This is a genomic window from Stenotrophomonas sp. Steno-C17 (genome assembly GCF_056393165.1).
Window position 1 is genome coordinate 26,710 of the sequence record NZ_JBWJPD010000027.1, and the last position, 26,005, is coordinate 52,714.

23 protein-coding genes are annotated in these 26,005 nt (G+C 68.1%); 15 read left to right on the forward strand and 8 right to left on the reverse strand.

All coding sequences use genetic code 11. From position 1 onward, the window contains the following. Window positions 1-72: 72 nt before the first annotated feature. Entirely contained in the window at window positions 73-978 is a 906-nt protein-coding gene (locus tag AC06FA_RS18620; protein ID WP_478069573.1) for a LysR family transcriptional regulator, read from the reverse strand. A gap of 154 nt (window positions 979-1,132) precedes the next feature. Here AC06FA_RS18620 and AC06FA_RS18625 point away from each other — a divergent pair, with 154 nt between their 5' ends. After that, the gene (locus tag AC06FA_RS18625) at window positions 1,133-2,011 is read left to right on the forward strand and encodes a sterol desaturase family protein (protein WP_478069574.1); all 879 of its coding nucleotides are present in this window, start codon (window positions 1,133-1,135) and stop codon (window positions 2,009-2,011) included. A gap of 9 nt (window positions 2,012-2,020) precedes the next feature. On the opposite strand, the gene AC06FA_RS18630 is transcribed toward AC06FA_RS18625, so the two are convergent. Together AC06FA_RS18630 and AC06FA_RS18635 are read right to left on the reverse strand one after the other, a co-directional pair. Beyond that, window positions 2,021-2,725 carry a helix-turn-helix domain-containing protein gene (locus AC06FA_RS18630; protein WP_478069575.1) on the reverse strand — a complete coding sequence of 235 codons (705 nt, stop codon included), beginning with the start codon at window positions 2,723-2,725 and terminating at the stop codon, window positions 2,021-2,023. Window positions 2,726-3,006: 281 nt separating this feature from the next. Beyond that, the gene (locus AC06FA_RS18635) at window positions 3,007-3,441 is read right to left on the reverse strand and encodes a VOC family protein (protein WP_108753345.1); all 435 of its coding nucleotides are present in this window, start codon (window positions 3,439-3,441) and stop codon (window positions 3,007-3,009) included. A 334-nt stretch (window positions 3,442-3,775) separates the two neighbouring features. Here AC06FA_RS18635 and AC06FA_RS18640 point away from each other — a divergent pair, with 334 nt between their 5' ends. Further along, window positions 3,776-6,571 carry a beta-glucosidase gene (locus AC06FA_RS18640; protein WP_478069576.1) on the forward strand — a complete coding sequence of 932 codons (2,796 nt, stop codon included), beginning with the start codon at window positions 3,776-3,778 and terminating at the stop codon, window positions 6,569-6,571. A gap of 97 nt (window positions 6,572-6,668) precedes the next feature. Here AC06FA_RS18640 and AC06FA_RS18645 read toward each other — a convergent pair whose 3' ends face one another. Then, complete coding sequence (locus tag AC06FA_RS18645; RefSeq protein ID WP_478069577.1) at window positions 6,669-7,577, reverse strand: LysR family transcriptional regulator; 909 nt, start codon at window positions 7,575-7,577, stop codon at window positions 6,669-6,671. 108 nt (window positions 7,578-7,685) lie between these two features. On the opposite strand from AC06FA_RS18645, the gene AC06FA_RS18650 reads away from it, so the two are divergent. The 3 genes from AC06FA_RS18650 (at window position 7,686) to AC06FA_RS18660 (ending at window position 11,492) form a co-directional block, all read left to right on the forward strand. Beyond that, complete coding sequence (locus tag AC06FA_RS18650) at window positions 7,686-9,044, forward strand: MFS transporter (RefSeq protein ID WP_478069578.1); 1,359 nt, start codon at window positions 7,686-7,688, stop codon at window positions 9,042-9,044. Further along, complete coding sequence (locus tag AC06FA_RS18655; RefSeq protein WP_478069579.1) at window positions 9,044-9,430, forward strand: DUF4440 domain-containing protein; 387 nt, start codon at window positions 9,044-9,046, stop codon at window positions 9,428-9,430. Before AC06FA_RS18650 ends, AC06FA_RS18655 begins: the two co-directional genes overlap by 1 nt. 151 nt (window positions 9,431-9,581) lie before the next feature. Beyond that, on the forward strand, window positions 9,582-11,492 hold the full coding sequence (locus tag AC06FA_RS18660; RefSeq protein ID WP_478069580.1) for a CocE/NonD family hydrolase: 1,911 nt from the start codon (window positions 9,582-9,584) through the stop codon (window positions 11,490-11,492). Between the two features lie 92 nt (window positions 11,493-11,584). Here the strand turns inward: AC06FA_RS18660 and AC06FA_RS18665 are convergent, their stop codons facing one another. Next, window positions 11,585-12,676: an alkene reductase gene (locus AC06FA_RS18665; protein ID WP_478069581.1), complete on the reverse strand. Its 1,092-nt coding sequence runs from the start codon at window positions 12,674-12,676 to the stop codon at window positions 11,585-11,587. Between the two features lie 179 nt (window positions 12,677-12,855). Between AC06FA_RS18665 and AC06FA_RS18670 the strand changes: the two genes are divergently transcribed. The 7 genes from AC06FA_RS18670 to AC06FA_RS18700 all read left to right on the forward strand — a co-directional run bounded on the left by AC06FA_RS18670 (window position 12,856) and on the right by AC06FA_RS18700 (window position 20,830). Continuing rightward, window positions 12,856-13,614 (forward strand): SDR family NAD(P)-dependent oxidoreductase, encoded by a 759-nt coding sequence (locus AC06FA_RS18670; protein ID WP_478069582.1) that lies wholly within the window; start codon window positions 12,856-12,858, stop codon window positions 13,612-13,614. A gap of 123 nt (window positions 13,615-13,737) precedes the next feature. Beyond that, window positions 13,738-14,187: an MgtC/SapB family protein gene (locus AC06FA_RS18675; protein WP_478069583.1), complete on the forward strand. Its 450-nt coding sequence runs from the start codon at window positions 13,738-13,740 to the stop codon at window positions 14,185-14,187. A 261-nt stretch (window positions 14,188-14,448) separates the two neighbouring features. After that, entirely contained in the window at window positions 14,449-16,107 is a 1,659-nt protein-coding gene (gene lldP / locus AC06FA_RS18680) for an L-lactate permease (RefSeq protein WP_478069584.1), read from the forward strand. A gap of 53 nt (window positions 16,108-16,160) precedes the next feature. Beyond that, window positions 16,161-16,925 (forward strand): transcriptional regulator LldR, encoded by a 765-nt coding sequence (gene lldR / locus AC06FA_RS18685; protein ID WP_478069585.1) that lies wholly within the window; start codon window positions 16,161-16,163, stop codon window positions 16,923-16,925. An 18-nt stretch (window positions 16,926-16,943) separates the two neighbouring features. After that, window positions 16,944-18,083: an FMN-dependent L-lactate dehydrogenase LldD gene (lldD, locus tag AC06FA_RS18690; protein ID WP_478069586.1), complete on the forward strand. Its 1,140-nt coding sequence runs from the start codon at window positions 16,944-16,946 to the stop codon at window positions 18,081-18,083. After that, window positions 18,080-19,795, forward strand: a complete 1,716-nt coding sequence (gene dld, locus AC06FA_RS18695) for a D-lactate dehydrogenase (RefSeq protein WP_478069587.1) — start codon at window positions 18,080-18,082, stop codon at window positions 19,793-19,795. The genes lldD and dld overlap by 4 nt, the downstream gene beginning before the upstream one ends. Window positions 19,796-19,942: 147 nt before the next feature. Further along, window positions 19,943-20,830, forward strand: coding sequence for a hypothetical protein (locus AC06FA_RS18700; RefSeq protein ID WP_478069588.1), 888 nt, complete (start codon window positions 19,943-19,945; stop codon window positions 20,828-20,830). A gap of 210 nt (window positions 20,831-21,040) precedes the next feature. Here AC06FA_RS18700 and AC06FA_RS18705 read toward each other — a convergent pair whose 3' ends face one another. After that, window positions 21,041-21,337: an I78 family peptidase inhibitor gene (locus AC06FA_RS18705; RefSeq protein ID WP_478069589.1), complete on the reverse strand. Its 297-nt coding sequence runs from the start codon at window positions 21,335-21,337 to the stop codon at window positions 21,041-21,043. 167 nt (window positions 21,338-21,504) lie between these two features. Between AC06FA_RS18705 and AC06FA_RS18710 the strand changes: the two genes are divergently transcribed. Beyond that, the gene (locus AC06FA_RS18710) at window positions 21,505-22,152 is read left to right on the forward strand and encodes a decarboxylase (RefSeq protein WP_478069590.1); all 648 of its coding nucleotides are present in this window, start codon (window positions 21,505-21,507) and stop codon (window positions 22,150-22,152) included. Between the two features lie 50 nt (window positions 22,153-22,202). Continuing rightward, window positions 22,203-22,979 (forward strand): CDP-diacylglycerol diphosphatase, encoded by a 777-nt coding sequence (locus AC06FA_RS18715; protein WP_478069591.1) that lies wholly within the window; start codon window positions 22,203-22,205, stop codon window positions 22,977-22,979. Here AC06FA_RS18715 and AC06FA_RS18720 read toward each other — a convergent pair. Then, entirely contained in the window at window positions 22,976-23,587 is a 612-nt protein-coding gene (locus AC06FA_RS18720; protein WP_478069592.1) for a GNAT family N-acetyltransferase, read from the reverse strand. The two genes, AC06FA_RS18715 and AC06FA_RS18720, sit on opposite strands and share 4 nt — an antisense overlap. Window positions 23,588-23,662: 75 nt before the next feature. Further along, window positions 23,663-24,304 (reverse strand): hypothetical protein, encoded by a 642-nt coding sequence (locus AC06FA_RS18725; protein ID WP_478069593.1) that lies wholly within the window; start codon window positions 24,302-24,304, stop codon window positions 23,663-23,665. 171 nt (window positions 24,305-24,475) lie between these two features. Here AC06FA_RS18725 and AC06FA_RS18730 point away from each other — a divergent pair, with 171 nt between their 5' ends. Further along, entirely contained in the window at window positions 24,476-25,636 is a 1,161-nt protein-coding gene (locus AC06FA_RS18730; RefSeq protein WP_478069594.1) for an amidohydrolase family protein, read from the forward strand. The last annotated feature ends 369 nt before the right edge of the window (window positions 25,637-26,005 follow it).

A 26,005-nucleotide genomic window follows, 5' to 3' on the forward strand; every position in this document is an offset into this window, starting at 1 on the left:
GGGAGGCGGCAGCGTAGGCAGCGCGGCGCGGCCGAAACAGCGGGTTTCGGGCAGCTCAGTTTTCGCTGGCGGTTACGAATCCAGTCCCGCGCAGCCGGGCAGTTCGGCGTGCAGGAAATCGATGAAGGCCCGCACCTTGGGCTGCAGGTGGCGGGCGGTGGGGTAGACCGCATGCACGAAGCGCGGTGGATAGCGGTGGTCGGGCAGCACCTGCTGCAGGTCGCCGCGTGCCAGCGCGGGCGCGGCCAGGAACGAGGGCAGGGCGCCGATGCCCATGCCGGCCACCAGCAGGTCGCGCAGCAGCAGGCTGTTGTTGGCGGTGACCCGTGCCGGCAGGGTGATCGTGACTTGGCCATCGGGGCCCAGCAGCGGCCAGCTGCCCGGGGAATCGGACAGGCTGTAGGCCAGCACGCTATGTGCATGCAGATCCTGCACGGTGTGCGGTGCGGGGTGCTGCTGCAGGTAGCACGGTGCCGCGCACAACACCTGCTGCAGCGAGGCCAGCCGCCGCGCCACCAGGCGTGAATCGTCCAGCTCGGCGCGCAGCCGCAATGACACATCGAAACCTTCGCCCACCGCGTCGAGCAGGCGGTCTTCCATCACCAGGTCCAGCGACAGCTGCGGATGCTGCTGCAGGAAGCGCGGCAGCAGCGGCGACAGCGTGCTCAGCGCGAACGACTGCGGCGCGTTCACCCGCAGGCGCCCGGCAACCTCGCCCCGCTGTTCGGCGATGCCGCGTTCCAGCGCGTCCAGTTCGTCCAGCAGGCGGCAGCACTCGCGGTAATAGGCGTGGCCGGTTTCGGTCAGGCTCATGCGCCGCGTGGTCCGCTGCAGCAGCACCACGCCCAGGTGCGATTCCAGCGTACGCAGCTGCTTGCTCAGGCCGGCCGCTGACAGACCCAGGTCTTCGGCCGCGCGGGCCAGGCCGCCGCGTTCGACGATGCGACGGAAGGTGCGCATCAGGTTGAAGGAATCCATGCCGCCCCCGGCGCGAAGAGGGCGCCATTGTAGATCCACGCCATGCGTGGACGCCCGCCCGGCGCACGGATTGCGCCGTTTGTTCAAGCCAGCAACCCACAGGCCGCGCCAGCATGCAGGCCTCCTCACTCCCGGGTTGCCCATGAAGTACTGGATGCTCCGCCTGTATGCGCCGTTGTTCCTGTCTGGATTCGTTGCCGCGGCCGTGGCCTGGGTCGGCCATCGGCACGGTGACCCGCTGTGGCTGCTGGCCCTGCTGGCGGTGGCCATTGCCGTTTCATTCGCCGCCGAGCGCGTCTGGCCATACGATCCCGCATTCAACCAGGCGCACGGCGACCGCCTGCGTGACAGCCTGCATGCCCTGGTCAACGAAGCTCTGAATCTGCTGTCGATCGCGGCGGTGCCTGTGCTGGCGGCGATCATTCCATGGCAGCTGTGGCCGGTACAGTGGCCGTTCGCGTTGCAGGTACTGGTTGCCATCGTCGCCGCCGATCTGGGCATCACCCTGGTGCACTACGCCAGCCACCGCATCGGATGGCTGTGGCGGCTGCATGCGGTGCATCACAGCGTGACCCGCATGTACGGCTTCAACGGCCTGATGAAGCATCCGCTGCACCAGGCCGCCGAAGCACTGGGCGGCGTGCTGCCATTGCTGGTGCTGGGCCTGCCGATGCCGGTGGCGGCGGTGCTGGCCTTCGCCATCGCCATCCAGTTGCTGCTGCAGCATTCCAACGTGGACATGCGGCCGGGCGTGCTGGGCCGGGTGATGGCGTGGGCGCCGCTGCATCGCTTCCACCACATGCGCTACGGCACCGCAGGCGATGTCAACTTCGGGCTGTTCCTGACCGTCTGGGATCACCTGCTCGGCACCGCCTTCGATGCGCCGGGCTACCGGTTGCGCACGCATGACCTGGGCATCGGCAGCCAGCCAGACTATCCGCGTGACTACGCCGGGCAGTTGCTGGCGCCGTTCCGCGATCTGCCCCACGGCGAGGTGCCTGCGCTGCCCGATGGCCTGCGCAGGCGCGACTGAGCGCAGGCTTCAGATGGCCTGCAGCTGCAGCCCCTGCAACTGCGCGGCGCCGATGCCGAACATGCGGTGCAGGCTGCGCGAGAGATGGGCCAGATCGGCGAAGCCGGCCGCGTGCGCACTGTCGGTCAGGCTGTGTCCAAGCAGATGATGCGCCAGTGCGCTGCGCAGCCGCTGCCACAGCACCCAGCCGCGCAGGGTCACGGCCAGGTCGGACTGGAAGCGCCGATGCAGCTGGCTGGTGGACAGGTGCGCCGCCTCGGCGATGGCCGACGCCGGTACCGGGCCCGGCAGGTAGCGGGCAATCTGGGCCAGGGCGGCCTGCACGCGACGGTCCAGCGGCTGCGCGCGGCCCAGCCGGGGCAGGTGCGCGCGCAGGTCGTCGAGCGTGGTGGGCAGCGCGTGCAGTTCTTGCTGGATCTGTGCGGGATCGGCGTGGGTCGGTTCGAGAAACAGCGTGCAGCCGTCCGCGGGCGCGGCGAGGATGGCGTGCGGCACAAAGGACGGCAGCCACAGGCGCTGGCCCTGCTGCGCCACGCCATTGATCTGGACATGCCAGGCAGCGGTTTCGCTCAGCAGCAGCTGGTGGGCGTAGTGCGCGTGCGTGCCGCTGTCACCGGCATGGCCCTGCAGCACTGCCACGTGAGCATGCAGCAGCAGGGTGCCGTTCCAGGGCCGGGCAGGTGAGGACATGCAGCGATTGTAGATCCACGCCATGCGTGGATGGATCTCCATCTGAATCGAATATCTCGTGTTGCATTCGAAAAGCATCCACGCATGGCGTGGATCTACTGGGTACCAGCCAACTGTCGAAGGCGGGGCACTGTGGGTGTGCGGGGTGTGAGCCGCATGGATGCGGCGACCAAGCCTCCACGGATGGATTCACGGCGTCCCCGCACACCCACAGTGCCCCGCCATCCTACGGAATGCGGAATTTGATCTTGCTGTTGCGTTTGCCGTTGTCGCTGCGGGTGCCGGGCGGCAGCCCGGCCGTCGCATCACCGTCCGTGTGGATCCGGCCGGTGGTGTACGTACTCGACCACGGTACCGTCGGGATGCACGGCGTTGAATGCCGCGCCGGTGGGGACCACCTGCAGCGGGAAGATGATCTGCGCACCGGCCGCGACCAATCTGTCGTGATAGGGCCGCACATCGTCAACCAGCAACGTGCCGGTGGTGGAGGTGAACGGCGCCAGTGCGGTGTCATTGCCCTCGATCAGCAGGAAGGCACCGACCATGGCCAGGCGCAGGCCGGCATCGGGAAACGGGAAGCCCGCGTCGGCCACCACGCCCTGCAGTTGTTCGTAGAAGGCGACCCGCGCTTCCAGCTCCCCCGGGGCCACGAAGACGCGGATCAGCACGCGTGGGCTGCGCTGACTGGAGGTATCACAGCGGTCGCGCCAGAGATGGTCGAAGTCGCGGTGCAGGGTCATGGGCAGCGCTCGGGGCCGGGAATTCCATTATCGGCAGCACCGCGCGCGCCACTGATGACCAGCAGTGATGGCCTGATAACCGGCGTGGGGGTGGGCGCCTGTGACTTAGGTCCTGTTGACAGCGATGAACGCCCTCGCACAATCTTCACAGGATGGGTCGCCGTGTGCGGCCCGGGCAGGCAGGTTGTCACGCCGGGAGGAGGGTCCCGCGCGCAGACCGGCCCGTCCTTTGGCCTGCAGGTGTTGCCCGGCAACGCTTGCGCGGCATGACGCTGCACCCTTCGGCGGCACTTTCCCTGGACCGATTGCCTTGGCAACGGAATTACGCCTGCCGATGAAAACGTTTACAAAGCCGCTTGCCCTGTCCCTCGCCCTGTCTGCTGCATTGGCCGCCCCGGCCTGGGCCGATCCGGCCGTCTTCACCGTGCTGACCCTGGAGCAGGCGCCCACGCCCGAGGCCATGCCGGCCCTGGCAGCGCAGCTGAAGACCCTGCAGGTGGACGCGGTGAGTGTGCGCCAGGTGCAGCGCGGCATCGGCCAGGTCGATCCGCTGCAGCTGCTGGCCGATGGCCTGGGCTACGACTACCGCTTCATTGCCGCCGGCAAGGACAACGGCCAGACCCAGCAGGGCCAGGCCGTGCTGACCCGTCTGCCGATCGCCGCCGAAAGCGGCCCGGACCAGCCGGGCCTGAACTACCTGCGCCTGGATGATGGCCGCCACACCGTGGCCGTCTATACCGACGCCGGTGCCGGCGCTGCACGGTTGCCGGCGCTGGTGTCGCGTTCGCGGCTGGGTGCACCGGCGGTGCTGCTGGGGGCGGTGGCGGCCGAGTCGGCCAAGGCGGCCGGTTTCGATCCGTCGCGCGTGGCCCTGGAAGCCGATGCCAGCTATTTCAGCGATGGCTTCCAGGCGGCCAGCAGCGCACCGTTCAAGATCGATGGCAGTGGCCTGCAGGCGACCCTGCTGACCCTGGCCTATGCGGCCGACAAGGGCGGCGAACGCCCGTGGATGGACGCCACCCTCACCGCCGATGCGCGCGCTGCGCTGCTGCTGAAGGCGATGACCGAGGACGAGAAGTTCCAGATGCTGCACAGCTACTTCGGGCTGGGCAAGGACGGTGGCCCGCTGCCGGAAGGCGCGGTGGGTTCGGCCGGCTTCGTGCCGGCGGTGCCGCGCCTGGGCATTCCGGCGCAGCAGTCGGCCGACGCCGGCGTGGGCGTGACCAACCCCGGTGGCATCCGTCCGGGCGATTTCGCCACGGCCATGCCGTCGGGCCCGTCCACCGCGTCCAGCTGGAACCGCGAAGTGGCCTTCGCTGGTGGCGCGACCATGGGCCGCGAGGCGTGGCAGCAGCGCTTCAACATCCTGCTTTCGGGCAGCGTGAACCTGCAGCGCGACCCGCGCAACGGCCGCAATTTCGAGTACGCCGGTGAAGATCCCCTGCTGGCCGGTTCGATGGTGGGCGCGCTGATCCAGGGCGTGCAGAGCCAGCACGTGATCTCCTCGATGAAGCACTTCGCGCTGAACGACATGGAGACCCGCCGCAACTTCCACGACGTGCGCATCGGCGAGCAGGCCATGCACGAATCGGACCTGCTGGCCTTCGAGATCGCGCTGGAAGCCGGCCGCCCGGGCGTGGCGATGTGCTCGTACAACAAGATCAACGGCACCTACGGCTGCGAGAACGGCTACCTGATGAACCAGGTGCTGAAGCAGGAGTGGAAGTTCCCCGGTTTCGTGATGTCCGACTGGGGCGGCGTGCACAGCGGTTCGAAGGCGGCGCTGGCTGGCCTGGACCAGCAGTCGGCCGGTGAAGTGTTCGACGCGGCGGTGTTCTTCGACGAGCCGCTGCGCCTGGCCGTGCACGGCGGCGTGGTGCCGCAGGCGCGCCTGAATGACATGGTGGCGCGCATCCTGCGCACGATGTTCCTGCACGGCAACTTCGACAACCCGCCGCAGCACCAGAAGGTGGATGCCGAGGCCGGCTTTGCCGTGGCCCAGCGCACGGTGGAAGAAGGCAGCGTGCTGCTGCGCAATGAAGGCAACCTGCTGCCGCTGGCCGACAGCGTGAAGCGCATCGTCATCATTGGTGGCCACGCCGACAAGGGCGTGATCGGTGGCGGCGGTTCGTCGATGGTGGGTGTGACCGCCAAGGGCACCAATGCGGTGCCGGGCGTGCTGCCGACCACCTGGCCGGGCCCGGTCATGTTCCATCCGTCTTCGCCGCTGGAATCGCTGCGTGCGGCGCGTCCGGACGCGACCATCGACTATGTGGACGGCCGCAATGCCGCTGCGGCCGCCAAGGCCGCCGCGCAGGCAGACGTTGCCATCGTGTTCGCCACCCAGTGGGCGGCCGAATCGGTCGACCTGCCGGACATGAAGCTGCCTGACAACCAGGACGCACTGATTTCCGCGGTGGCCAAGGCCAACCCGAAGACCGTGCTGGTGCTGGAAACCAATGGCCCGGTGCGCACGCCGTGGCTGGCGCAGGTGCCGGCCATGCTGCAGGCCTGGTACCCGGGCATCCGCGGTGGCGAAGGCATTGCCGCGCTGCTGACCGGCCAGGTGAACCCGTCGGGCCGCCTGCCGGTGACCTGGGTGGTGGACGAATCGCAGCTGCCGCGCCCGCACGTGGATGGCCTTGGTTTCAAGCCGGCCAAGCCGTTCGGCGATGTGTTCGATTTCGATATCGAAGGCGCCAACGTCGGCTACAAGTGGATGGCAGCCAAGGGCCTGACCCCGACCTTTGCCTTCGGTCATGGTCTGTCCTACACCTCCTTCGCCTATGACAACCTGAAGGTGAGCGTGGAAGGTTCGCGCCTGGTCGCCAGCGTGGACATCCGCAACACCGGCAAGCGCGCCGGTGCCGACGTGGCCCAGCTGTACCTGAAGCTGCCGGCCGGCAGCACCACGCCGATCCGCCTGATCGGCTATGACAAGGTGACCCTGCAGCCGGGCGAACAGCGCCGCATCCGCATCGAGGCCGAGCCGAAGACGCTGGCGCACTACGATGCGCAGGCCCGCCAGTGGAAGATCGACGGCGGTACCTACCAGGTGCAGCTGTCGCGCACTGCGGCCGAACCGCTGCAGAGCGTGGACGTGCAGTTGGCCGAGCAGGTGCTGCGCTGATTCTGCAGGTAATGGATGCTTGACGACACGGCCCCGCAAGGGGCCGTGTTTGTTTGTGGGGGGTGTTGGGTTCGCCGGGCATGGCCGGCGGGCGCCGTCAGCATCCGGCCGGGCCGGCGAACCAAGTGCGCAGGAAGTCGATCAGTTGCCGCACTTTCGGCGACGGTTGCGTGCAGTGCGGATACACCGCGTACACGCTCTGCTGCGGGAAGCGATGCTGGCGCAGTACCGGCCGCAGGCGATCGTGGGCCAGATCGTCCTCGATCAGCCAGCGCGGCAGTACGGTGACCCCGGCGCCGGCCAGGGCGAAGGCGCGCAGGCTGCTGGCACCGTCCACGCGGATCACGGCGTTGCCGGGGTTGGTGGCGAACAGAGCGTCGCTGCCGTCGGGTGCGACTACCGGCACATCGGCCAGGCGCGGATAGCCCAGGCGGGGCAGGGTACCCAGCTGCGCCGGATCGTCCGCTGCGACGGCGCACGGCAGGCGTGCCAGCAGTGCGGGGGCCGCCACCGCGCACAGCGGGTGCCGTTCCAGTTCGCTGGCGTGCAGGCTCGAATCGGCCAGGCGGCCAAGGCGGATGGCCAGGTCGAAGCGTTCGGGAATCAGATCGGCCGGTGCCGGTGACGTGGACAGGTGCAACTGCAAGGCCGGGTGGCGCACACGGAACGCTTCCAGCGCGGGAATCAAGCGTAGCTGCGCATACTCCGGCGTGGTGGTCAGGCGCAGCGTGCCCTGCAGCTGATGCTGGTCGCGGCGTGCGGCATCGATTGCGGCCTGTGCTGCGTCCAGCGCCTGCACGCAGTGCTGCAGAAAATGCTCGCCGGCCTCGGTCAGGGCCAGGTGGCGGGTACTGCGCAGCAGCAGGGTGACGCCCAGCTCCTGCTCCAGCCGTTTCAGGTTGAAGCTGACCACCGCACGGCTCAGGCCCAGCCGTTCGGCAGCGGCGGTCAGGCTGCCGGCCTCGACCACGGCACGGAAGATATCGAAGCGATCCAGGCTGACCATGGGGCGGGCATTGTCAAAGGAGATTTGACAGTGTTGCAGCCGTTGCCGTGTTTTTCCAACAACGCACAGGCGACATGCTGGCCGCCTCCCCCCGCTCGAGTGCCGCCGATGCCATCCGCCCGCCTGCGCCATGAGGCGATCTTCCTGCTGGTGTTCGCCCTGGACCTGGTGAACATGTTCATCGCCACGGTGGCCTACCCGGCCTTGGCGGCCGAGCTGCAGGCCGATGTGGGTACGCTGGCCTGGGTCGGCACCGCCTACATGCTCGGCCTGAGCGTGGTCATCCCGCTGGCGCCGTGGCTGGCCGCGCGCTGTGGCGAGCGGCGCATGCTGCTGGGGGCGCTGCTGCTGTTCGCGGCGGCGGCGGTGTTGGCCGGGGCGGCGTCCAGCATCGGCGGGCTGCTGGGTTGGCGGCTGCTGCAGGGGCTGGCGGGTGGTCTGCTGATTCCCGTTGCGCAGGCGGCGGCGTATCGCCACTGCACGCCCGAGCAGCGCGGCGCATTGACCCGGCGCATTCTGCTGGTGGCGTTGTTGGTACCGGCATTGGCGCCTGCGTTGGGCGGCCTGCTGGTGCAGTGGTTGTCCTGGCGCGGCGTGCTGTGGGCCAGCCTGCCCATGGTGGTGGTGGCCGCGGGCCTGGTGTCGGTCTGGATGCCGGCCGATGGCACGCGAACGGCGCCGCGCCTGCAGGGCTATGCGTTGGCCACGGTGATGCTGGCGCTGGGGGCGTTGCTGCTGGCCCTGACCTGGCTGGGCGAGCCGGGCCAGCGCGCAGCGGGTGCGGCACTGCTGCCGGTGGCGGCCGTGCTGGCGGCGGCCCACCTGCGGCATGCGCGCCGGCAGGCGCAGCCGCTGCTGCGCTGGTCGCTGCTGTCCCATCGTGGCCTGCGCCTGGCGATGCTGCTGTACCTGGCCGTACCCGGTGTGTTCATCGGCAGCCAACTGGCCAGCACCTTGCAGTTGCACCAGGCCGGTTACAGCGCAGCCCGCATTGGTGCGCTGATGCTGCCGTGGGCGCTAGCGTCGGCCGTGGCGATCACCGGCAGCCGGCGGCTGCTCGCGCACTTCGGACCTGCGGCGGTGCTGCGCATGGGCATGGTATTGCAGGCGACGGGTCTGTTGCTGATGGCGCTGCAGCCACAGCCGCCGTTCGCCATGGCCGCGGCGCTGTTTGCCTTGATGGGAGCCGGCGGAAGCCTGTGCAGCAGCACCGCGCAGACGCTGGCCTTCGTTGGCGTTGAGGGCGACGCGCTGGGCGATGCCAGTGCGCTGTGGAACCTCAACCGCCAGCTCAGTTTCTGCCTGGGCACGGCGGCCATCGCGCTGGTGCTGGCGCTGGCCGTGCAGTGCGTCCCTGCACGGGCCACGAGCGTGGCGCTGGGCCTGGCCGCTGTCCTGACCCTGCTGCCGGTGCTGCTGTTGCGCCGCGCGCAGCCATTGACCCTTTCGCAACCGGAGCACGCCTGATGCAAGACACGGCCGAACATGAGATCCACGTACTGCACGAGAAACTACAGGCATGGTTCCGTGCCGAGGCAGGTGCGGAGGCGCTGGAGGACCTGATGCAGCACTTCTGCGCCGATTTCAGCATGGTCGGCATTGCCGGGCGGCGGCTGGACCGGCAGGCGGTGCAGGCACTGTTCGCGGGCGGGCACGGTGCGCGCCCCGGCCTGCGGATCGCCATTGCCGGCGTGCAGGCCATCGAAGCGCCGCTGCCCCTGGCCGTGTTGCGCTATCGCGAAGGGCATGCGGTGGGTGAGGGAGCCGTGGCCTGGCGGGAATCGCTGGCGGTGCTGCGGCAGGAGGCGGGGCGTTGGCGCTGGCTTGCCCTGCACGAGGTTCCTGCGGGCTGATGGAACCGCCGGGTCCGGCCCGGCGCGCAGCGGCCGCGGGCCGCACATGTGCCATCAGTCGTGCCCCGGACACCACAGAACGCAAAGCCGGCGCACACTTCGACGGGGTGGGCAGGAGTACGCTGGACCCTTTCCTGCCGAGGGGTCATCCATGCATGTGCGTGCCGTTGCTGTAGCCATCGCCCTGTGCCTGTCCAGCAGCGTGCTGGCCGCCGATACCCCGCCGATGACCCCGGACATCAGTGGCAAGCCGTTCGTCGCGCCGGAAATCGGCCGCGACTACGACAAGCGCGTGGTCATGGTGCCCATGCGCGATGGCACCCGCCTGTACACCGTGATCGTGGTGCCCAAGGGCGCCCACAATGCCCCGATCCTGCTGACCCGCACGCCCTACGATGCTGCCGGCCGCGCCAACCGCAGCGACTCGCCGCGCATGCGCGACCTGCTGCCGCAGGGCGATGAAGTGTTCGTCGACGGCGGCTACATCCGCGTGTTCCAGGATATCCGCGGCAAGTACGGGTCCGAAGGCGATTACGTGATGACCCGGCCGCTGCGCGGGCCGCTGAACAACACCAAGGTCGACCACGCCACCGATGCCTGGGACACCATCGACTGGCTGGTCAAGCATGTGCCCGAAAGCAACGGCAAGGTCGGCATGCTGGGCTCATCCTACGAAGGCTTCACCGTGGTGATGGCGCTGACCAACCCGCACCCCGCGCTGAAGGTGGCCGCACCGCAGAGCCCGATGGTGGATGGCTGGATGGGTGATGACTGGCTGAACTACGGTGCGTTCCGCCAGGTCAACTTCAACTACTTTGCCATGCAGACCGAGAAGCGCGGCAAGGGCACGCCGCTGCCCAGCCTGGGCTACGACGACTACAGCACCTTCCTGCGCATCGGTTCGGCTGGCGACTATGCGCGCTTCACCGGCGTGGACCAGCTGACGTGGTGGAAGAAGCTGGTGCAGCACCCGGCCTACGATGCGTTCTGGCAGGGCCAGGCGCTGGATGCAGTGATGGCCACGACCCCGCTGAAGGTGCCCACGATGTGGCTGCAGGGCCTGTGGGACCAGGAAGACATGTGGGGCGCCAACCATGCCTACCAGGCGATGGAAGGGCGCGATACCGGCAATACCCACAACTACCTGGTGATGGGCCCGTGGCGGCACAGCCAGGTGAACTACAGCGGCAGCGAACTGGGCGCCCTGAAGTTCGATGGTGATACCGCGCTGCAGTTCCGCCGCGATGTGCTAAAGCCGTTCTTCGACCAGTACCTGGTGGACGGCGCGCCCAAGGCCGACACGCCGCCGGTGCTGGTCTACAACACCGGTGAAAACCATTGGGACCGCCTGCAGGGCTGGCCGCGCAGCTGCGAGAAGGCGTGCGCGGCGGCCAGCAAGCCGCTGTACCTGCGCGCCGGTGGCAAGCTGGCCTTCCAGGCGCCGGCGGCGGGCGAGGGCGATTTCGAGGAGTACGTGTCCGACCCGGCCAAGCCGGTGCCGTTCGTGCCGCGCCCGGTGCGTTTCGGCGACCGTGACATGTGGACCACGTGGCTGGTGAAGGACCAGCGCTTCGTGGATGGCCGGCCCGATGTGCTGACCTTCATCACCGAACCGTTGCGCGAACCGCTGCGCATCGGCGGCGCACCGGTGGTGCACCTGCAGGCGTCCACCAGTGGCACCGACAGCGACTGGGTGGTGAAGCTGATCGATGTGTATCCGGACCAGGAAGCATCAACGCCGGAGATGGGTGGCTACGAGCTGCCGGTGTCGCTGGCGATCTTCCGTGGCCGTTACCGCGAGAGCTTCAGCGAGGCCAAGCCGCTGGCCGCCAACCAGGTGCTGCCGTACCGCTTCGACCTGCCCAATGCCAACCACACCTTCCAGAAGGGGCACCGGGTGATGGTGCAGGTGCAGTCCAGCCTGTTCCCGCTGTACGACCGCAACCCGCAGACCTACGTGCCGAACATCTACCTGGCCAAGCCGGGCGATTACCAGAAGGCCACGCAGCGGGTCTGGCACAGCGCCGCGCAGGCCAGCTACATCGATCTGCCGGTGTATTGAAGGGGGCGGGGTGACGCCGGGCATGTGTCGGCCAAGGTCGACACATGCCAGAGCAGGCGGTAGCGCCGGGCCATGCCCGGCGCATGCGCGGCTTATGCGCCCAACGCTGGGTAATCGGTGTAGCCGTGCTCGCCGCCGCCATACAGCGTGGCCGGGTCCAGCTCGGCCAGGGCAGCGCCGCTGCGCAGGCGCGCGACCAGATCGGGGTTGGCGATGAAGGCACGACCGAAGGCGACCATGTCGGCGTAGCCGCTGCCGACGGCCTGCTCGGCGCTGTCCACGTCGTAGCCGTTGTTGGCGATCCACGGGCCGCGGAAGCGGGCACGCAGTGCGGCGTAGTCGAACGCGATGTTGTCCCGGTCACCGCCGGTGGCGCCTTCGATCACGTGGATGAAGGCCAGTCCGTCAATGCCGTCCAGCCGTTCCACTGCGCGGTTGAACAGCGGCTGCGGGTCGCTGTCGTGGGCATCGTTGACCGGGGTGACCGGCGACAGGCGCACACCCGTACGGGCCGCGCCGATGGCCTCGGCCACCTCGCGGGTCACTTCGAACAGCAGGCGCGTGCGGTTTTCGATGCTGCCGCCGTAGGCATCGCTGCGCTGGTTGCTGCCATCGCGCAGGAACTGGTCGATCAGGTAACCGTTGGCCGCATGCACTTCCACGCCATCGAAACCGGCCGCGATGGCGTTGCGCGCGGCGATGCGGTAATCCTCGATCAGCGCCGGAATTTCCTCGATGCGCAGCGCACGGGGCGCGGACACATCTTCAAACCCGTTGGCGGTGAACGTCTTGCCGTTCGCGCGCAGGGCGCTGGGTGCTACCGGCACTTCGCCTTCCGGCAGCAGGCTGGTGTGCGAGATGCGGCCCACATGCCACAACTGCAGCACGATGCGACCGCCTTCTGCGTGCACCGCATCGGTAATGGATTTCCATGCCGCCACTTGCTCGGCGCTGTAGATGCCGGGGGTATCCAGGTAGCCCTGGCCAAGCGGGCTGATCTGGGTGGCTTCGGCAATGATCAGGCCGGCGCTGGCCCGCTGCTGGTAGTAGGTGACCGCCAGCGGTGACGGCACGCGATCGGGCAGCGCGCGGTTGCGGGTGAGCGGGGCCATGGCGATGCGGTTGGCAACGGCGATGTCACCCAGGCGGGTGGGCGTGAACAACACGCGGGATTCGGCACTCATCAGGGATCCATGCAATGCAGGGGAGGTGTGGATGAGCATAGGGCCGCGCGCGTTGCAGCGATGGGAAGGATCGTTGCGTGGTACGGGTGCGCCGCGTGCCGTTTCCGTAACACGCCGCGGCGTAGATTCGAGAGCAGGCGGGCAGGCCCGCATCGATTCCCAACACGTGGAGTACACAGATGATTGATTATCAGCTGGGCGGAAAGACCGCCATTGTGACCGGCGGCGTTTCCGGCATCGGCCTGGCCGTGGCCGAACTGCTTGCTGCCTCCGGCGCGCGCATTTCGGTGTGGGACCTGAAGCAGGATGCAGTGGACGCGACGGTGAAGTCGTTGGAGGCCAAGGGCGTCGAGGCGATCGGCATCGCCTTGGATGTCACCGATGAGGCCGCGGTGGAAGCGGCCGTGCAGCGCACGGTGAACGAACTGGGCGGGCTGGATATCGCGGTGAACAATGCGGGTATCGGCGGCCCGGCGGCCAGCAGTGGTGATTACCCGGTTGATGGCTGGAAGCGCGTGGTGGATGTGAACCTGACCAGCGTGTTCCTGTGCCAGCGTGCCCAGATCCAGGCGATGCGCGCGGCAGGCAAGGGTGGCAGCATCATCAACATGGCCTCGATCCTGGGCCAGGTGGGCTTCGCCGGTTCCACCGCCTACGTGGCGGCCAAGCACGGCGTGGTGGGCCTGACCCAGACCGCCGCGTGGGAACACGCCGCCGACGGCATCCGCATCAATGCAGTGGGGCCGGGCTTCATTGCCACGCCGCTGCTGGACAAGATGGATGCGAATGCGCGTGCCACGCTGGAAGCCAAGCATGCCCTAAAGCGGCTGGGTAAGCCGGACGAGGTGGCGGCACTGGTGGCATGGCTGGCCAGCAGTGACGCCTCGTTCGCAACGGGTACCTACTACGCGATCGACGGGGGTTACCTGGCGCAGTAATGCGCTGAGCGAAGGTGACGCCGGGCAGGGCCCGGCGCTGCCGGGTGAACCGGCCGTGCGCGCGCCTTCACTGCGGTGCCACGCGTTTCGCGCCACGCTCCGGGAAAATCCCGGAGCCGGCCGATGGAACTTACCCAGGACGTATCGATCCTGTTGCGCGTGGCCGCCGCCATGGTGTTTGGCGGCGTGCTGGGTGTCGAGCGCGAGATGGGCAAACATGCCGCAGGCCTGCGTACACACATGCTGATTGCGGGCGCGGCGGCGTTGATCGTCGGCCTGGGCGATTCAGTGGCCGAACATTTCCAGCAGGAGCGCTACCGCGACCTGCTGCAGGTCGATCCCGTACGCCTGATCGAGGCCGTGGTGGCGTGCGTTGGATTCGTCGCCGCGGGCACCATCCTGCGTGGCAGTCGCGAGGACCAGGTCAGTGGGCTGACCACCGCCAGTTCACTGGTGATGGCCGCCGCCATCGGCATTGCCGTGGGGATTGGCAAGTATGTGATCGCCATGGGGGTGAGCGTGCTGTGCCTGCTGGTGCTGGCGGTGATACGGCGGGTGGAGAAGAAGCTGTGACTGCCGCAGTGGGGTCGGAGCCCCTGCGGAGATCCGACCCCGCTGCGATCAAGGTCAGATCCCCGCAGGGGCTCTGACCCTTCTGCGCCAATGGTCCTACCAATAATCCAGAACTAACGCTATGGTCTAATAGGCGTCGTGTGGGAATGGCGGTTCAATCCGCCCCAGTGGTGAGTTTGCTGCGAGTAATGGTACGACCAATATTCGCGGGCCACGGACCGCCCCACTGCGGTGGGTTCCCCGTCAACGTCGAGATTTTCCATGCAGCCCTGGCAACACCTGTACGACCCCGCCGGCAACCTGTGGCTGTCCAGCCTGATCGCGTTGCTGCCGATTGCCTTCTTCTTCGTTGCCTTGGCCGTGCTGCGCATGAAGGGCTGGCTGGCCGGCACGATCACCGTGGCCATCGCGCTGGGCGTGGCCCTGCTGTTCTACCGCATGCCGCTGGCGCAGGCGCTGGGGGCGGCCGGCTATGGTTTCGTCTACGGGCTGTGGCCGATCGCCTGGATCATCATCGGCGCGGTGTTCCTGTACAAGGTCTCGGTGAAGACCGGGCAGTTCGACATCATCCGCGCGTCGATCCTGTCGGTGACCGAAGACCAGCGCCTGCAGATGCTGATGGTCGGCTTCGCCTTCGGTGCCTTCCTGGAAGGTGCAGCCGGTTTTGGCGCGCCGGTGGCGATCACCGCCGCATTGCTGGTCGGGTTGGGCTTCAAACCGCTGTATGCGGCCGGTCTGTGCCTGATCGTCAACACCGCACCGGTGGCGTTCGGTGCCATGGGCATTCCGATCATCGTGGCGGGGCAGGTGACTGGCCTGGACGCGTTCGAGATCGGCCAGATGGCCGGGCGCCAGCTGCCGTTCCTGACCGTCATCGTGCTGTTCTGGATCATGGCGATCATGGATGGCTGGCGTGGCATCAAGGAAACCTGGCCGGCGGTGCTGGTGGCCGGTGGTTCCTTCGCCATCGCCCAGTACCTGACTTCCAACTTCATTGGCCCGGAACTGCCGGACATCACCGCCTCGCTGGCTTCGCTGGTCTGCCTGACCCTGTTCCTGCGCCGCTGGAAGCCGGTGCGCATCTTCCGCTTCGATACCGAAACCAGTGCGCAGGCCGCGGCGCAGGCACTGGATGCACCGCGCCATAGCGTTGGCCAGATTGCCAAGGCGTGGTCGCCGTTCCTGATCCTGACCGCCATGGTCACGCTGTGGAGCATCAAGCCGTTCAAGGCGCTGTTCGCCGCCGGCGGTGCGCTGGAAAGCTGGGTGCTGAAGCTGCCGGTGCCCGGCCTGGACCAGATGGTGCAGAAGATGCCGCCGATCGTGCCGGCGCCGCTGAGCTACGAGGCGATCTACAAGTTCGACTGGTTCTCGGCTACCGGCACCGCGATCATCCTGGCGGCGGTGATTGCCATCATCGCCCTGCGCATGCCGGCCAAGGCCGCGCTGCAGACCTTCGGCGAGACGGTGCGCGAGCTGCGCGTGCCGATCTACTCGATCGGCATGGTGCTGGCCTTCGCCTTCATCGCCAACTACTCGGGGCTGTCGGCCACGCTGGCCCTGGCGCTGGCGCACACCGGCGATGCGTTCCCGTTCTTCTCGCCGTTCCTGGGCTGGCTGGGCGTGTTCCTCACCGGTTCGGACACCTCGTCCAATGCGCTGTTCTCGGCGCTGCAGGCGACCACCGCGCAGCAGATCGGCGTATCGGACGTGCTGCTGGTGGCGGCCAACACCACCGGCGGGGTGACCGGCAAGATGATTTCCCCGCAGTCCATCGCCATCGCCTGTGCGGCGGTCGGCCTGGCCGGCAAGGAATCGGACCTGTTCCGCTTCACCGTCAAGCACAGCCTGATCTTCACCACGATGGTCGGGCTGATCACCCTGGCGCAGGCCTACTGGCTGACCTGGATGATTCCCTGAGCCATGGCAAGCGCGTTCCTCCAGCGTTGCGCGGTTCGGGCGACAATGGCGCCATGAGCATGCAACGGGTTTCGGACAAGGTGGCCGCGCAGCTGCGCGTGCTGGTGCAGGAACAGCAGCTGCAGCCGGGCGACCGGCTGCCAGCCGAGCGTGCCCTGGCGGTGCAGCTGGGGGTATCGCGCACCGCGCTGCGCGAGGCCATCGCGCAGCTGGCCAGCCAGGGCCTGCTGACGGCCCGGGTGGGCGGTGGTACCTACGTGGCTGCACCGGCCGCGCGCGCCCGACAGACGCTGGACGAGCCACTGGCACCGTACCTGCCGCTGTTCCAGGGCGACCCGGAATACCGCTTTGATGTGCTGGAGATCCGCCATGCGCTGGAAGGCGCCACCGCTTGGCACGCCGCATTGCGCGCGACCGATGAGGACCGCGCGCGCATCGCGGCCGCGTTCCAGACCATGATGGACGCGCACGGCAAGGATGACCCTGCCGGCGAGGCGCAAGCCGATGCGGCCTTCCACCTGTCCATCGCCGAGGCATCGCACAACCTGGTGCTGCTGCAGGTGATGCGGGGCCTGTTCGAACTGCTGCAGACCAACATCTCGCAGAGCCGCGAGAAGCTGTACACCTCGGCCCGGACGTTCTCGCCGCTGTCCGACCAGCACCGCGAAATGATGGATGCGGTGCTGGCCGGTGACCCCGAGCGCGCGCGCGCCGCCGCGCATGCCCACCTTGAATTCGTGCACACCACGCTGCGCACGCTCGATGACAACGAAGCCCGGCGTGCACGGGCCTCGCGTTTACCGTCCCCGCACGGCTGATGACTTCCGGTTGACCCCATGATCATTTCCGCCTCCACCGATTACCGTGCCGCCGCGCAACGCCGGCTGCCGCCGTTCCTGTTCCACTACATCGATGGTGGTGCGTATGCCGAGCACACGCTGAAGCGCAACGTTTCGGACCTGTCCGACATCGCGCTGCGCCAGCGCATCCTGCGCAACATGTCCGACCTGAGCCTGGAAACCGAGCTGTTCGGTGAGACGCTGGCGATGCCGGTGGCACTGGCGCCGGTGGGCCTGACCGGCATGTACGCGCGGCGCGGCGAAGTGCAGGCGGCGCGCGCGGCCGACAGTCGCGGCATTCCCTTCACCCTGTCCACGGTATCGGTGTGCCCGATCGAGGAAGTGGCGCCGGCCATCCAGCGCCCCATGTGGTTCCAGCTGTACGTGCTGCGCGACCGTGGCTTCATGCGCAATGCGCTGGAGCGCGCGCAGGCGGCGGGCGTCACCACGCTGGTATTCACCGTGGACATGCCGGTGCCCGGCGCGCGCTATCGTGACGCGCACTCGGGCATGAGCGGCCCCAATGCGCCGCTGCGTCGCATCGGCCAGGCCATCACCCATCCGCACTGGGCGTGGGATGTCGGTCTGTTCGGCCGCCCGCACGACCTGGGCAATATTTCCGCCTACCGCGGCCACCCGACAGGGTTGGCGGACTACATCGGTTGGCTCGGCAGCAACTTCGATCCGTCCATTTCCTGGAAGGACCTGGAATGGATCCGCGAGTTCTGGAAGGGGCCGATGGTGATCAAGGGCATCCTCGACCCGGACGATGCACGTGATGCGGTGAAGTTCGGTGCCGATGGCATCGTGGTGTCCAATCATGGCGGTCGCCAGCTCGATGGCGTCCTGTCCACCGCGCGGGCGCTGCCGGCCATTGCCGATGCGGTGCAGGGCGACCTGAAGATCCTGGCCGACTCGGGCATCCGCAACGGCCTGGACGTGGTGCGCATGCTGGCGCTGGGCGCCGACACGGTCCTGCTGGGGCGTGCCTTCGTGTACGCACTGGCGGCCCAGGGCGAGGCCGGGGTGACCAACCTGCTGGACCTGATCGCCAAGGAGATGCGGGTGGCGATGACGTTGACCGGCGCGCGCCGGATTGCCGATATCGGCCGCGATTCGCTGGTGCGCCTGCCATGAGCGATGCCTCTGCCGTGTTGGCGCAGCTGCGCGACGCCGTGGGCCATCGCCACGTGCTGACCGGCGACCGCGCCACGCGCCGGTTCCGCCGCGGCTACCGCTTCGGTGAAGGCCCGGTACTGGCGGTGGTACGCCCTGGCACGCTGCTGGAACTGTGGCGCGTGCTGCAGGCTGCCGTGCAGGGTGGAGCGGCCATCATCCTGCAGGCCGCCAACACCGGCCTGACCGGCGGCTCGACCCCGGATGGCGATGACTATGGGCGCCCGATCGTGTTGATCAGCACGCTGCGGCTGACTGGCATCCAGCTGTTGAACGGTGGCCACCAGGTGCTGTGCCTGCCGGGCGCAACCCTGGACCGGCTGGAACAGACACTGTCACCGCTGGGGCGCGAGCCGCACTCGGTGATCGGCTCGTCGTGCATTGGTGCCTCGGTGCTGGGCGGGGTCTGCAACAACTCCGGTGGTGCATTGGTGCGTCGCGGCCCTGCGTACACCGAACTGGCGCTGTATGCGCAGGTGGACGCGCAGGGTCGGCTGCAGCTGGTCAACCATCTGGGCATCGCCCTGGGCGATACGCCCGAGGAGATCCTGCAGCGTCTGCAGGCGGGGCAGTACAGCGCTACGGACGTGGGCGATGGTGATGGCCGGGCGGCCTCCGACCAGCTCTATGGCGACGACGTGCGCAAGGTCGATGCCGATACGCCGGCACGCTTCAATGCCGACCCCGGCCGCCATTTCGAAGCGGCTGGTTCTGCCGGCAAGCTGGCGGTGTTCGCGGTGCGCCTGGATACGTTCGAGAAGGAAGCGGCCGAGGTGTTCTATATCGGCAGCAACCACACCGCCACGCTCACGGCCCTCCGCCGCCAGCTGCTGACCGGTTTCGAGCGCCTGCCGATCGCGGGGGAATACATCCACCGTGATGCCTATGACATCGGCGAGCGCTACGGCAAAGACACCTTCCTGCTGATCGACCGGCTGGGCACCGCGCGCGTACCGGCGGCCTTTGCCTTGAAAAGCCGGGTGGATGGCTGGTTCGAGCGGATCGGACTGCGCGGCGTCACCGACCGGGCGATGCAGGCACTGACCGCACTGCTGCCCTCGCACCTGCCGGCGCGCATGGGCGAGTTCCGCCAGCGCTACGAGCATCACCTGCTGTTGAAGGTATCGGCGCAGGACGCTGCAGAGACCGAGCGCTGGTTGCGCGAGTGTTTCGCCAACCACGAGGGCGGCTTCTTCCGCTGCACGGCAGACGAAGGGCGCAAGGCCTTCCTGCATCGGTTCGCCGTTGCCGGCGCTGCCGTGCGCTACCGTGAAGTGCATCGCGCCCAGGTGCAGGACATCGTGGCGCTGGATATCGCACTGCGCCGCGACGACGCCGACTGGTTCGAGACGCTGCCGGCGGATATCGACGGACGCCTGCTGCACAAGCTTTATTACGGCCATTTCCTTTGCCATGTGTTCCACCAGGACTACATCGCGCGCAAGGGCGAAGACCCGATGGCGATCGAACATGCGATGTGGGCCCTGCTGGATGCGCGCGGGGCGGAGTATCCGGCCGAGCACAACGTGGGCCACCTGTACCCGGCCAAGCCGGCGTTGGCGGCGTTCTACCGGCAGCTGGATCCGAGCAATACGTTCAACCCCGGCATCGGCCATACTTCGAAGGCGAAAGGATGGGGCGGGTGTGATTGCAGCGCCTCGGATAGGGTGTGATTGCACCGCTTTGGTGGGGCGGGATTGCAGCGCTTTGGTAGAGTCGAGCTTGCTCGACTGAACGAAGGCAGTCGAGCAAGCTCGACGCTACGAAATGCCGAAGCCAGAGCAGTCGAGCAAGCTCGACTCTACTATCATGGAGCGATGATGCACATCACGATGTCCCGCGCGGCGCTGGCCGCGCTGTTGCTGGCCACGCCGGCACTTACCCTGGCGCAGGCCGCGATCCTCCCGCATCAGCGCGACGCGGCTGGCAATGTGCTGGAACCGTTGGGCCAGGTGCTGCGGGCGGACGAAGGCGGCGGGCCCTCCGGTCTGTTTGAATGCACCCGCGATGGCGTTTGGTGCGTGCGCGTGCAGCCGGCCTCTGCGGACGGTGGGCGGCCGAACGTGCTGGAAGTCCTTGAAGAAGTGGAGGGCGAACGCGAGCCGCACGCCTACCACGTGAGCATCGATCTGCCGCCCGACGGCGAACTGTCGGTATGGCCGTGGATCGTGCGCATGGCGGCGGGCGTGGGTGCCGATCAGGTGGTGGCCGATCCGCAGCAGCGTTCGCGGCAGAACGTGCTGGTCGGCGGCATCAGCCAGGTCAGCACGATGTACTCCGGTGGCGGCGCCGACGCCTCACGCTTGCAGCTGGCGCGGCTGCGGCATCTGCAGGACGGCATCCAGGTCGACAACGATGTGCTGGGCGTGGCCTGGCAGGGACATGCGCAGATCCGCGCCTGCTTCAGCGAGCAGGACACCCGCCAGCGTGCGGGCGCCTGCCATGACACCTACGGATTCTCTGCCCGGCTGGCGCTGGATGCCGCTGCAACGGGCATGCCGATACTGCGTTACCAGACCGTGGCCACGCGCTACCCGGCCGGTGTCTCGCGCAGCCAGGATTCGCTGGCCAAGCCGCCACTGACAAAGCAGGACCTGCGCACCGAGCAGGACCCGGCATGCACCTACGTGCGCACGTTCCGCTTCAGCGGTGGCGCATATCTGCCCGACCAGACGCTGCCGGATTGCTCGGGTTACACGGATTTGTAGCGTCGAGCTTGCTCGACTGAACGAAGGCAGTCGAGCAAGCTCGACTCTACGAAATTCCGGAGCAAGAGCAGTCGAGCAAGCTCGACTCTACGAAATTCCGGAGCAAGAGCAGTCGAGCAAGCTCGACTCTACGAAATTCCGGAGCAAGAGCAGTCGAGCAAGCTCGACTCTACGAAATTCCGGGGCCAGGGCCGGCGGGCGGGCGCGGTGCTATTCGCAACGGGCGGCGGTGATGATGTTGTCCTTGTCCACGAACACGCGCAGGCGGTCGGGGCGGATGTCGCGGGTGGTGATGGTGTTCGGTCCGATCGGGTTGACCAGGCCGGCGCCGCTTTCGCGGGACAGGCGCCGCATGTTCGCTTCGTCTGCGGGCTGGCCGACGGCCCAATCCAGCGTGCTGGCGTTGCACTGGCCGCTGCCGCTCACCTGCGGGCCAGGCGTGCTGACACAGGCCGACAACAGCAGGGCCGAGGCGGGCAGCAGCAGGGACAGGCGGATGGCGGTCATGCGGGCGCTCCTGCGCAGGGGAATGGCTGCACGATAGCACCGCCGTGGTGCAGCACACAGCGATGGGATCATTGCCGGTGCCGGCGCCACGCTGCATAGTGCGCGGTGTGTCGACGCGGCGTCGATGGGCAGGGCCGGGCCTTTCCGGCGCAGGCGTGTGATCGCAGATGAAGGCAGCCCGTGTCCACTCCTCGCGGTTCCTGGCAGGTGTGCTGAGCCTGGGCATGGCGGCGCTCGCGCAGGCCCAGGCCGAGCCGACGCCGGTGGCGGACGGCGCGCCGTTCGGCGCCTGGCGCAACCTGCAGACCGAAACCGGCTATGTCCCGGCGCAGCGCAACTTGGCCTTCGCCATGCTGCCGCAGGCGGCGACCCGCGGCGACCGTTTCGCGATCCTGGACCGCGAGGGTCGGCGCACGGTGTGTTGCCTGCAGGTGGCCAGCCCCTCGCTGGGGGTGAACGCGCTTCGCGAGCAGTACCACCTGCCGGCGGTCTGGGTGGCCGACCTGGGCAATATGCACAGTGCCGCGCGCCCCTATGTGCCGCACGTGTATGCCATGCAGCGGGTCGATGAGCTGGTGGATTACAGCTTTGCCGATGTGCCCGGCGCCTACAGCGATCTGGGCGGCCTGCTGCTGCCCGAAGGGGCCGCGGTGGACAGCGCGGGCACCCGCGTGCGTTGGGGCGAGGCGCAGTACCTGCTGACCTTCCAGCGGTTGCCGCAGTCCGATGAAGAGGGCGCGCTGGACCGCTACACCCTGCAACCGGTGCCACCAGGCCCGCCGCTGCAGATCGAAGTGCCCTTCGGCACCTACTGAGGCCGTGCCGGGAGCCGGTAGAATGGCCCGCCGCCTGTCCGGATCCTGCCGTGTTCCCGCGTTCGTTGCTGCTGTTGTCCCTCGCCGCTCTGGCCGGTTGTGCCAGTGCGCCGCCACCGCCGGCCCATTCCGATGCGCTGTGGCGGGTCATCCAGCGCGACTGCCGCAATCCACAGGGGCCGCAGGGCAGCTGTCTGCAGGTTGATGAAGCGGCCGACCGGCGCGATGTGCTGGTCAAGGATACGCACGGCGACTACCAGTTCCTGCTGATGCCGCTGGACAAGGTGAGCGGCATCGAAAGCCCGGCGCTGTACCGGCGCGGTGTCCCCAATTATTTCGCTGCGGCGTGGCAGGCCCGCGTGCACAGCGAACGGGCGCTGGGCCGGGCGCTTCCGCGCGAGGTGGCCAGCCTGGCGCTGAACTCGCCGCACGGGCGTTCGCAGCACCAGCTGCACATCCACGTGGACTGCCTGCGCGCCGATGTGCTGCAGGCGCTGGACGCACAGGCCGCTGCGCTTGGGCCGGAATGGGCGCCGCTGCCGGTTCCGCTGCGTGGCCATGCCTATCAGGCGCGGGTGCTGCCCGGTGCGGAACTGACCGCCAATCCACTGAACCTGCTGGCCTACGGCTTGAGCGGCGTGGCAGAGGTAGGCCAGTGGAGCCTGCTGGTGGCCGGCCGCCAGGACGTGCAGGGCACGCCTGGCTTCGTGCTGCTGGCGACCCGGGTCGATCCGGTGAGCGGCAACGAAGCCAGTGCCGAGGAACTGCAGGACCATGCGTGCTCGGTGCTGACCGGCGCCGGCCAGGCGCTGGAGCGCGTGCGCTAGCCGGTTTCGTCCTGGCGGCGGCGCCAGTCCGGCGCGGTCAGCGCGTGCAGGTGCCGGTCCTGCCAGTGCTGGCCGTCGAAGTGCTGGCCGCGCAGCACGCCTTCCTGTTCAAAACCGGCATCTTTCCACACCGATGCGACGGCCTGCGGGGTCTGTGCCGGCAGCAGCACATACAGGCGGTGCAGGCCCACCTGCTCGAACAGGAACGGGCACAGGGCGCGAAGTGTGTCGCGCAGGGACTGCGTGCCCCCCCAGGGCGCCTGGCAGAACGGGTGCAGTTCGGCGCTGCGCGCCTGCGTCGATTGCAGGCGCACGCCCAGTTGGTCCAGCAGGCGGCGGCTGCTGGCGTCGAACACGCCCAGCAGCAGCTGGTCATTGTCGAACTGCAGGCGCGAGCGCTGTACCCCGATCAGCAGCTGCACGTCGGCGTCCGGGCGGCAGCCGAAGCCATGCCGCGCGCGGCGCTGCACGCACAGGCCCAGCCAGTCGTTGAGGTCGTTGCGGTGCAGCGCGCGCACGAACACGCTGCCATGGGTCAGATGCAACAGGTGTTGGCGCAGCACCGGGTGCAGCGCGGGAACGGGCGAGGGGACGGGTTCGGTACACATGCATCCGACCTTGCCGCGACGGCGGGCCGAATGCCATCCAATATGTTGCAGATTGCGTGAACGGCGCGCACGCCGCTACGGCAGTGCATGCGCACTGTAAGACTCGATGACGTAGCTGAACGGCTGTTGCTGGCGGTCGCGCAGCAGGGCGCGCACTTCCAGGATCACGCCGTGGCTGCCATCGCTGCGGGCCGGCCAGAAGGTCTGGTCGGCCAGGGTCTGGCGCTGGAACCCCAGGGGCCCGACCACGCGGCCGAAGGGTTCGTCGGTGCTGTCCAGCACCTGGTTCATGGCCGGGCTGAGGCGCGCGGGCAGGTACCAGTTGTCGGCCTCGGACAGGACACGGCTGCCGCAGACCAGCTGCACGCGTCGATAGCGCACGGCCGTGCCATCGCTGGCACCGAGTGCGCGCAGCACCTCGGCCGGGGCCGCCTTGTCCTGGCCGCGCACGCGCACCGCACGCACCCGTGCCTGATCGGCCAGGCCATGCTCGGCACACCAGCTTTCCAGGGTGGCCGTGGCGCTCTGGCCGGACAGCACCCGCTGGTGCAGCCGTTCGACCAGCACCGCCGCCGCAGCGCGCTGCTGCCCGGGCGGGGAGGGCGGCGGGGCGGTGGCCGGGGCGTCACTGGCGGACAGGCTGGCCATCGGCGCGGCGGCCAACAGGGACGCGGCCTGCCAGCGGCGGAGGCGATCGTGGCGGTCGGACGGGCCCATGCGGCATCTACAGCGGGAACAGAGCGCTATGTTACCTGTTCAGGCGTGCCCGCAGCGTGTGGCTGTCGGGCCGCCATCGCCGCATCGAATGGCTGGCATCGCCATATTTCGTTGGCCGATGGCAGCGGGCAGGCGCACGATGGCCGCCTGTTCTGACCTGTGGAGAGACCGATGACCCTTCAATTCGTTCACGGTGGGGTGGATCGCCACGGCGCGCCGCTGCAGTTCCATATCCGTGATGGCCGCTTCCAGGCGGTGAACGACACGGCTGGCGCGGGCGAAGGGGCTGAAAGCGTCAATCTTTCCGGGTTCACCGTGCTGCCGGGTCTGGTTGATGGTCATATTCACCTGGACAAGAGCTTCGTGGGTGACCGCTGGCACCCGCACCAGCCGGTGGCCAGCCTGCGTGAGCGCCTGGCCGTGGAAAAGAAGGCCGTTGCCGCCGCCGCACCCATGGTCGATCGGGCCGAGGCGCTGATCCGCCAGTGCAGTGCGTTCGGCACGGTGGCAATGCGCTGCCATGTCGACATCGACGGCAGTACCGGCCTGCAGCATCTGCAGGCGGTACGCGAAGCGGCCGAGCGCTGCGCCGACCGCATGCAGATCCAGCTGGTGGCGTTCCCGCAGGCGGGGGTGATGTCCTGCCCGGGCACCGCGGCGGTGCTGCAGCAGGCGCTGGACGCTGGCGTGCAGGTGCTCGGTGGCATCGATCCCAGCACCCTGGATGGTGATGCCGACGGCCAGCTTGCGCTGCTGTTCGGTCTGGCCGAGCGCCACGCGGTGCGTCTGGACATCCATCTGCACGAGCCGGGTGAGACGGGGTTGGTGCAGCTGCTGCGCATTGCCGCGCGCACCGAAGCGGCGGGCCTGCAGGGGCGGGTGGCGGTCAGCCATGCCTACGCGCTGGGCGAGGTGCCGTTGGCGCGCGCGCTGCAGGTGGGCGACGTGCTGGCCCGCGCGGGGGTGGCGATCATGAGCAATGCGCCGGGTGATCATCCGTTCCCGCCGCTGCGTGCGCTGCATGATGCCGGGGTGCGGGTGTTTGCCGGCAACGACAACATCCGCGATTGCTGGTGGCCCTACGGCAATGGTGATCTGCTGCAGCGGGCGATGCTGCTGGGTTACCGCTCAGGCTTCTACACCGATGCCGATCTGGATCTGGCGCTGGACATGGTGACCACGCATGCCGCGCAGGTGATCGGGCTGCCGCAGTACGGTATTGGCGAAGGGTTGCCGGCCACGTTCGTGGCGGTGCGCGCCGATCACGGCCCGGCGGCGGTGGCGGGCGTGCCGGTCGAACGGCGCGTGGTGGTGCAGGGGCGGTGGTTGTAGTTGGCAGGGCTGCGCCCTGCACCCGCTCGATGCAACGGCAACGTCCAAAGCAAAAGCGGGCATTCCGTGGGATGGCGGGGCGGTGTCGGAATGCGGGGACGCCGCAAGTACGTCCCTGTAGGCTTGGCAGCCGCATCCATGCGGCTGACACCCCGCACTCCGACACCGCCCCACCTCTGACAGTTCCCCTCTGCTGTTGGTAGGTGTCGACCTTGGTCGACACATCTGTCAGATATCCAAAACTATCTGGGGTCAGAAACTATCTGGGGTCAGAGCCCGTTGCGCAGCAACGGGATCCGACCCCGTGCCTTCCCGACAGATCACTGGAAACTGTCGACGGCGGGGTGGGTCCGGTTGCGGGGGCGTGAG